An 8,434-nucleotide genomic window follows, 5' to 3' on the forward strand; every position below is an offset into this window, starting at 1 on the left:
GCGGCGGGCCGGATGACGGTGCGGCCGCGCTCCTTCGCCTGCCTGCCGGACGACCCGGCCGCGGCGCTCCCCCACGCCCGCGTCGTGCCCGACGAGGCGGCGCTGCGCGACGAACTGCGGGCCGCGCTGGCCGAGCATCTCGCGCCGCTGCTGGAGGGATTCGGGCCGCGGCTGCGGCGCGGACCGCGCGCGCTGTGGGGCATGGCGACCGACGAGATCACCGAAGGGCTCTGGCGCGTGGGGCAGTTGCTGGGCGAGGAGGAGCGGGCCGCGGCGGAGCTGGCCGCGCTGCTGCCCGGTGGCACTACGCCGTATGCCGGAGGCGCCGCATTCCGCGAACTGACGGTCCCGACCGGTACTGACGTACCGTCACCGACGGTCAGCCGGACCCGGGACCGGCTGACCTGCTGCCGGTTCTATACGATCAGTCCGGCCGATGCCTGTACCACCTGCCCGCGGACCTGCGACGCGGACCGGATCAGGCGGCTGGTCTCGGCGGCCTGACGATCACGCTACGATCTCGCTCAACTGAGTTGTTGTGGCACGGAAGTTCGAGCAATCCATCCGAAGGCGTGCTCTTGGGCCATAACCTCTCCAGTCATCCGCGCTCTTCGCAAAGATGTCGCTCGTAAGCCGTCCCGCGGCCCGAGCGCGACGGAAGCGACACTAGGAATCGCACATGAGACTTACGGACATTTCGCTGGACTGGGCGCTCTCGGGGGCCATCGGCCTGGTCGTCCTCGTGGCCTGCGTGCTCGTCTTCCGCAACCGCAAGGCGAGTTCGAGCAGCGCCGAAGGCGCCCAGGCGGACTCGTGGGAGCGCAGTGAGGAGCGCCGTCGCCGCAAGGAGGCGATATACGGCAGCGCTTCGTACGTACTGCTCTTCTGCTGCGCCGCCGTCGCCGCGGCGCTCTCCTTCCACGGCCTGGTCGGCTTCGGCCGGGAGAATCTCAACCTGACCGGCGGCTGGGAGTACCTGGTCCCGTTCGGCCTGGACGGCGCGGCGATGTTCTGCTCCGTGCTGGCCGTGCGTGAGGCCAGCCACGGTGACGCGGCTCTCGGCTCGCGCATGCTGGTGTGGCTGTTCGCCGGCGCCGCCGCCTGGTTCAACTGGGTGCACGCGCCGCGCGGCATCGACCACGCCGGTGCTCCGCAGTTCTTCGCCGGGATGTCGCTCTCGGCCGCGGTCCTCTTCGACCGCGCGCTGAAGCAGACCCGCCGGGCGGCGCTGCGCGAGCAGGGGCTCGTACCGCGTCCGCTGCCGCAGATCCGCATGGTGCGGTGGATGCGGGCACCGCGTGAGACGTACGCGGCCTGGTCCCTGATGCTCCTCGAAGGCGTACGCACGCTGGACGAGGCGGTCGAGGAGGTCCGGGAGGACAAGCGGGAGCGCGAGCAGAACGTGATGCGCCGCCGCGACCACGACCGGCTGGAGCGGGCGCGCGTCAAGGCGCTCAACCGGCAGCACAGGAACTGGCCGCGTGGGGGCGGCCGGGGCGGCCGTCAGGTCGAACTGCCTCCTGCGGCCAGTGCCGCGGGCGGCAGCGGCCAGGCCGCATCGGAGCCTGCGATAGAGGCCCACGCGGCCGAACTCCCCGTCCGCGCCCGTCCGGCGCTCCAGCCGGTACGCGAGGACGCCGCGGCCCCCTTCACCATCGACCTGACGGCGGAGGACGACACGATGACCCTCCCCCGACTGGACTCCCTGGAACGCAAGCTGGAGGAAATGGAACGCCAATTCGGCTGAGCCGAACGCTGGTTGCCGACCGCCGCCCACGGGTGGTGGGGCACGGGGTGAAACACCCTGGTCCCCGCCCCGTGGGCGCTGTCACGCGCGGCGGGCGTCGAGTTCGAACCAGACGACTTTGCCCTTGCCGCGTGAGTGCGCGCCCCAGGCGTCGGCCAGGGACTGCACGAGAAGCAGCCCGCGGCCCGACGTGCCGTGGTCCTCGGGGGCGGTCGCCTGGGCCGGGAGCCTCGGGTGCCGGGCGAGGTCGTCGTAGACCTCGACGCGCAGCCGCTCCCCTGCCGTCCGCTCCGGTACGAGTGTGGCGGTGAGCACCGCCCCGTCGGTGGTGTGCTGGAGTGCGTTGGTGACCAGCTCGGTGGCGAGCAGCTCCGCCGTGTCGCAGAGCACGGGCACTCCCCAGTCCCGCAGATGCTCGCGCAGCAGCCGACGCACCTCGGCCACGGCCGGAAGGTCGGCGTGCCGCACCGTATGCCGCAGTATCTGCCCCGTGGTGTCCGTCTGATCCCCCAGTTCCCCTGCTTCGGGCTCTTCCATGGCCCCGCTCCGGTCGCTGCCGCGATTCCCCGGTCGAACTTTCTTGCCGATAGGCATTCCCAGCCCCACAGGTTCCAGTCCTGCGCGCGTGATCCCCTGATGTGTCCCGGACGCGCCGGGGTCCACGCCGCCGGGCGGTCCCTCTCCGCTCCCCTTCCTGTCGCAGCGGAGGTCACGTCGGAGGTCACATCCGAGGCCGCAACGGAGGTCACATCGGAGGTCTGCTGATCGCGCCGCGGCCGTAGCGGATTCTCGACCCGGGCAGGCGCTCTGACCTCAGCCCTCTGAAGAGGTCCGATGTATATCCGAGTCAGCGTGGTGAAAATCCTTGACACTGCCCCATCACGACCTCCACTCTGTGGCGCACTCATCCCATGTGTCTCTTGGGTGTTGCGCCTGTGTTGTCGTCCCGTCGCCTCGGGAGGGGCCCGTGTACTCACCGCAAGGAAAACTCGGACGTCGGCGAATGATCCGACCACCCGCGCTCGTCACCACCGCACTTCTGGCGGCGGGCCTGCTCACCGCGGGCCTGCTCGTCCCCGCCGCCGCCCCGCCGGCCGCGGCGGCGACCGCGACCACGGCCTGGCAGAACGGCGGCTTCCATGTCGACACACCCAACGTGATCCGCCGCTCGTACATCGTGCTCGGCTCGCCGAACAGCGCCGCCGCGCAGTCGCTGCCGCTGGGCAACGGCTCGCTGGGCGCCGCCGCCTGGGCCGCGGGCGGCTTCACCGCGCAGCTCAACCGCGCCGACACCCTGCCGGGCCGCAAGTCGCCGGGGCAGGTGCGGATTCCGGGCCTGTCCGCGCTGACCACCGCGAGCGACTTCAAGGGCTCGCTCGACGTCTACACCGGTGTGCTCACCGAGTCCGGCGGCGGCATGACCCTCAAATCATGGGTGTCGGCGACCAAGGACGAACTGATCGTGGACGTCACCGGCGCCGATCCGGGAGCCCAGCAGACCGCGACGCTGAGCCTGTGGTCGGGCCGCGGTCCGCAGGCCGCCGTCTCGGGCACCGTCGGCACGCTCGCCGAGACCTGGGTGGACAACCAGGAGGCGGGCTCCTCGGGCCGTACCTTCGGCTCGCTGGCCGCGCTCTCCGCGGGCGGCCGCGACGTCACCGCCTCGGTGGTCGACTCCGCCCAGGTGAAGGTCGCGTTCACCCCCAACGCCGATGGCTCCTACCGGGTGATCCTCGGCGCCCCGGCCTGGACCGGCGGCAACGCGGCGACCACCGCCGCGAATCTGCTCGGCTCCGACCCGACCGCCGCCGAGTCCTCGCTGCTGTCCTCCCAGCAGTCCTGGTGGTCCGGCTTCTGGTCCGGCTCCGGCGTCCTGGAGGCGAATTCGGCCGACGGCGCCGCGCAGTACATGGAGACGCTGCGCACCTTGTACCTGTACATGGAGGCCGCCTCGATGCGCGGCGCCGTGCCGGGCAGCCAGGCGGGTGTCGCCGACATGTTCAACTTCGGCCAGGACCACCAGAACTGGACGCCGTCCGCGACCTGGCTGTGGAATCTGCGCACCCAGATCTCGGCGAACACCAGCAGCGGCGACTTCGCGCTGAACATCCCGATCTTCAACCTCTACCAGAACAATCTGGCCGCCATCGAGGCGTGGACCAAGCAGCAGATGGGCGGCACACCGGGCGCCTGCGTCCCCGAGGTCATGCGGTTCAACGGCAACGGCGCCAACGCGGCGTGCAGCCAGCCGGGCAGCCCCAACTGGAACGCCCTGAACATCACTTCGGGCGCCGAGATCAGCCTGTTCGTCTGGCAGCAGTACCTGGCCACCGGCGACCTCACCTTCCTGCGCACGTACTACCCGTTGCTGAAGTCGTCGGCGACCTTCCTGCTCAACTACCAGAAGGTCGGCTCGGACGGGAAGCTGCACGCGGTCGCCAACGCGCACGAGACGCAGTGGGCGGTGCAGGACCCGACGACCGACCTGGCCGCGGACGCCGCTCTCTTCCCCGTGGTGATCAAGGCGGCGCAGCTCCTCAACACCGGGGACACCGCGCTGATCTCCCAACTGACCACCGCTCAGGGCCAGATACCGGCGTGGGCGCGTACCGACTACGGCCGTACGCAGGTGCTGCCGCCGTCGGCGGACGCCTCGAACAACGACATCATCGCGTACTCGTACCAGCCGACCGCGCAGATCAGGAACAGCGAGAACATCGACCTGGAGCCGGTGTGGCCGTACAACCTGGTCACGGACGACCCGGGGCCGCTGCGGGACCTGGCGGTGCGCTCGTACAACCACCGGGCGGTGACCGGGGGCAACGACTGGAGCATGGACGCGATCGACGCGGCCCGGCTCGGACTGGCCAGTGAGGTCGCGGCCAGGCTGACGTCGATCACCCAGAGCCACCAGGTGTACATCAACGGGCTGGCCGACCTCGGCGACACCGTCGGCACGGAGGCGTACATCGAGCAGGCGTCCGGTGTCGCGACCGCGCTGAACGAGGCGCTGGTGCAGGACTACGACGGGCTGCTGCGGATCGCCCCGGCCTGGCCGGCCGGCTGGGACGCGGCGGGCACGGTCTCGGTGCAGGGCAACACCAAGGTGGACGTGCAGGTCCAGAACGGCACCCCGGTCACGGTCGCCATCCAGGCCGGGTCGTCGCAGACCATGCGCGTACGCAACCCCTGGCCGGGCCGGTCGGTGCAGGTGGTGAACGGTTCGGGCAACGGCGTCGTGGTCGCGCCGACCACCGCGGGCACGTTCAATGTGCCGGTCGTATCAGGCCAGTCGTACCTCGTCGAGCCGGTGGCCGCGCCGACCACGGCGCTGCCCTACGCGCAGGTCTCCGGCTCCCCCGCCACCGCCGCCAAGCACCTGGGCAATGTGCGGATCGGTCTGGACGGCGGCGGTACCCCGCCCAGCGGCGGCACGGTGGTCTCGCTGCGCGCGCACGCCAACGGCCAGTACGTGACGGCCGACAACGCGGGCGCGGCGGCGCTGATCGCCAACCGTACGGCCATCGGGCCCTGGGAGCAGTTCGACGAGATCGACCAGGGCGGCGGTTACATCGCGCTGCGCGCGCACGCCAACGACAAGTACGTGACGGCCGACAACGCGGGCGCCGCCCCGCTGCTCGCCAAGGTCGACTCGGTCGGCGCCTGGGAGCAGTTCCAGCTCGTGCGCAACGGCGACGGGAGCGTCAGCCTGCGGGCGCGGGTCAACAACCAGTACGTGACGGCCGAGAACGCGGGCGCGGCGGCGCTGATCGCGAATCGGGCGGCCATCGGGCAGTGGGAGGAGTTCGATCTGATCCAGAGTTGACGGCTTTCCCTCCGTCGGCCCCGGGGGGCGAGTGGGGGGACGCGGTGCCGCCGCGGCCCGGCCTGACGTGACCGTGGTCAGGCCGGGCCGGGACGGGCCGGAGCCGAACGGGGCTACGGGCGCGGCACGTTGCGCAGATTGGAGCGCGCGAGCTGCACCATCTTGCCGACGCCGCCGTCCAGTACCACCTTGCCCACCGACAGCGCGAAGCCGCCGATCTGCTCGCCGGTGATCTTCGGCGGGATGGACAGGGCGTGCGGGTCGGTGACGACGTCGACCAGGGCGGGCCCCTTGTGCCGGAAGGCGCCGCGCAGCGCGTCCCGCAGGTCCTTGGGCTTCTCGACCCGGACGCCGTACGCCCCGGCGGCGTTGGCGATGGCCGCGAAGTCCGGGTTGTGGTTGGTGGTGCCGTACGCGGGCAGGCCCTCGACCATCATCTCCAGCTCGACCATGCCGAGCGAGGAGTTGTTGAACAGCACGACCTTGACCGGGAGTTCGTACTGGACGAGCGTCAGGAAGTCGCCCATCAGCATGGTGAAGCCGCCGTCGCCCGACATCGACACCACCTGCCTGCGGCGGTCGAGGAACTGCGCGCCGATCGCCTGCGGCAGCGCGTTCGCCATCGAGCCGTGCGTAAAGGAGCCGATGACGCGGCGCTTGCCGTTGGGCGTCAGATAACGCGCCGCCCACACATTGCACATACCGGTGTCGACGGTGAACACCGCGTCGTCCGCGGCCTCTTCGTCGAGCACCGACGCCACGTACTCCGGGTGGATCGGCACGTGCTTGTCGACCTTGCGGGTGTACGCCTTCACGACGCCTTCCAGCGCGTCGCTGTGCTTCTTCAGCATCCGGTTGAGGAATTTGCGGTCGGACTTCTCCCGCACCTTCGGCGTCAGGCAGCGCAGCGTCTCGCCGACGTCGCCCCACACCGCCAGATCCAGCTTCGAGCGGCGCCCGAGGTGCTCGGGCCGCACATCGACCTGCACGATCGTCACATCGTCCGGCAGGAAGGCGTTGTACGGGAAGTCGGTGCCGAGCAGGATCAGCAGGTCGCACTCGTGCATCGCCTCGTACGCGGCGCCGTAGCCGAGCAGACCGCTCATGCCGACGTCGTACGGATTGTCGTACTGGATCCACTCCTTGCCGCGCAGGGCGTGGCCGACCGGGGCCTTGACGCGTTCGGCGAAGGCCATCACCTCGTCGTGCGAACCCGCGGTGCCGCTGCCGCAGAACAGGGCGACCTTGTTGGCGCCGTTGACGAGGCGGGCGAAGACGTCGAGTTCCGCGTCGCCGGGGCGGACGGTGGGGCGGCGGGTGACCAGGGCGTGCTCGATGCTGCGCTGCGGCGCGTCCTGGGCGGCGATGTCGCCCGGCAGGCTGATGACGCTGACGCCGCCGCGGCCGACCGCGTGCTGCACGGCGGTCTGGAGGACCCGCGGCATCTGCGCCGGGTTGGAGATCAGCTCGCTGTAGTGGCTGCACTCGCGGAAGAGCTGGTCGGGGTGGGTCTCCTGGAAGTAGCCGGTGCCGATCTCACTGCTGGGGATGTGCGAGGCGAGCGCCAGCACCGGGGCCATCGAGCGGTGCGCGTCGTACAGGCCGTTGATCAGGTGCAGATTGCCGGGGCCGCAGGACCCGGCGCAGGCCGCGAGCTTGCCGGTGAGCTGGGCTTCCGCGCCCGCCGCGAAGGCCGCGACCTCCTCGTGGCGTACGTGCACCCATTCGATGGAACGATTGCGGCGTACGGCGTCCACGACGGGGTTGAGGCTGTCGCCCACCACCCCGTACATGCGCTGTACGCCCGCGCGCACCAGCACGTCGATGAACTGCTCGGCCACGGTCTGCTTCGCCATCGGGCCCACCTGTCCTCGTCGGTGACTCCTCTCATCTCACCGGGAAGCGGGTGGCCACGCATCCGGGACCGCCGGGGCGCGCCCGGTCACGCGTCCCAGACAGTCACCGCCGTCCGGTCGTCGGCGTAGCCCTTGACGCGGGTCTGGGCATCGGCCAGATACGCGGCCATGCCGGGCGGTCCGGCGCCCCAGCGGCCTGCCAGGTGCACGGCCAGCGCGGGCTCGCCGCGCAGCGGTTCCGCGAGGCCGCCGCTGCACATCACCAGCGCGTCGCCGGGCTGCGCGACGGCGGCCCGGAAACGGAACGGCGCCGCCGTCTCGTCCGGCGCCAGGTCCAGGTCCTGCCACGTGTCGTCCCTGATCCGGAACAGGCCGCCGTCGCCGACGCCGAAGAACAGCCGGGTCCGGCACTCCGGGTCCGCGGGCAGCAGCAGACAGCGCAGCGAGGCGGTGTACGTGCCCTCGTCCAGGCCCAGATCCTCGCCGCGGGCCCGCAGACGTCCGTAGCAACGGTCGGTCAGCCGGTGCAGGCCCGACTTGAGCGAGCCTCTGCGCTCCGCGCGCAGGTCGTCCGACAGCCGGTTCCTGCTCCGGCCGACCGCGCCCGCGATCCACCGCACCGCGTCCTGCGCCGCCTTGTGCGCGTCGTCCGCCGCGCGGGCGCCGCTGGCCATCGCGACCAGCAGCAGCGCCTCGTCGCCGCTGCCGAAGCGGGCCGTGAGCAGGGCGTCCCTGCGGAGCTGGCCCCGGTACCGGGCCGAGTCGCCGCGCAGCGACACCGTCCGCACCGTCATGCGGCCGTACCGCGCGCCGTCCAGCACCGTGTCCGCCACGAGGGCGCCGAGGTCGTCCGGTTCCGCCTCCGGCCACGCGGTCGGCTCCGCCGCGTACGTCGGCGGCCCCCCGCCCACCACCTCCGGCTCCGCGACCTCGTCCCGCGCCCCCACCGCCGCTACCCACCCGGGCGGCAGCTCCGGCGCCCACCGCACTTCCCCTTCCGCGAAC

6 protein-coding genes are annotated in these 8,434 nt (G+C 71.4%); 3 read left to right on the top strand and 3 right to left on the bottom strand.

What is annotated here, in order from left to right; genetic code table 11:
• Both BGM09_RS21990 and BGM09_RS21995 read left to right on the top strand, forming a co-directional pair.
• A partial coding sequence (locus BGM09_RS21990) for a (2Fe-2S)-binding protein (RefSeq protein ID WP_188283389.1) occupies window positions 1-504 on the top strand: 504 nt, incomplete at its 5' end.
• 175 nt (window positions 505-679) lie between these two features.
• Window positions 680-1,747 (top strand): DUF2637 domain-containing protein, encoded by a 1,068-nt coding sequence (locus BGM09_RS21995; RefSeq protein WP_188283390.1) that lies wholly within the window; start codon window positions 680-682, stop codon window positions 1,745-1,747.
• Between the two features lie 81 nt (window positions 1,748-1,828).
• Here BGM09_RS21995 and BGM09_RS22000 read toward each other — a convergent pair whose 3' ends face one another.
• A complete protein-coding gene (locus tag BGM09_RS22000) occupies window positions 1,829-2,284 on the bottom strand; it encodes an ATP-binding protein (protein WP_188283391.1) in 456 nt (151 codons plus the stop codon).
• A gap of 466 nt (window positions 2,285-2,750) precedes the next feature.
• On the opposite strand from BGM09_RS22000, the gene BGM09_RS22005 reads away from it, so the two are divergent.
• On the top strand, window positions 2,751-5,573 hold the full coding sequence (locus tag BGM09_RS22005; RefSeq protein WP_188283392.1) for a fascin domain-containing protein: 2,823 nt from the start codon (window positions 2,751-2,753) through the stop codon (window positions 5,571-5,573).
• A 113-nt stretch (window positions 5,574-5,686) separates the two neighbouring features.
• Here the strand turns inward: BGM09_RS22005 and BGM09_RS22010 are convergent, their stop codons facing one another.
• Window positions 5,687-7,429: a pyruvate dehydrogenase gene (locus tag BGM09_RS22010; RefSeq protein WP_188283393.1), complete on the bottom strand. Its 1,743-nt coding sequence runs from the start codon at window positions 7,427-7,429 to the stop codon at window positions 5,687-5,689.
• A gap of 86 nt (window positions 7,430-7,515) precedes the next feature.
• On the bottom strand, window positions 7,516-8,434 hold a 919-nt coding region (locus BGM09_RS22015), incomplete at its 5' end, for a protein phosphatase 2C domain-containing protein (RefSeq protein ID WP_223187412.1).

The organism is Streptomyces sp. CBMA29, assembly GCF_014596445.1.
Lineage (GTDB): Bacteria > Actinomycetota > Actinomycetes > Streptomycetales > Streptomycetaceae > Actinacidiphila.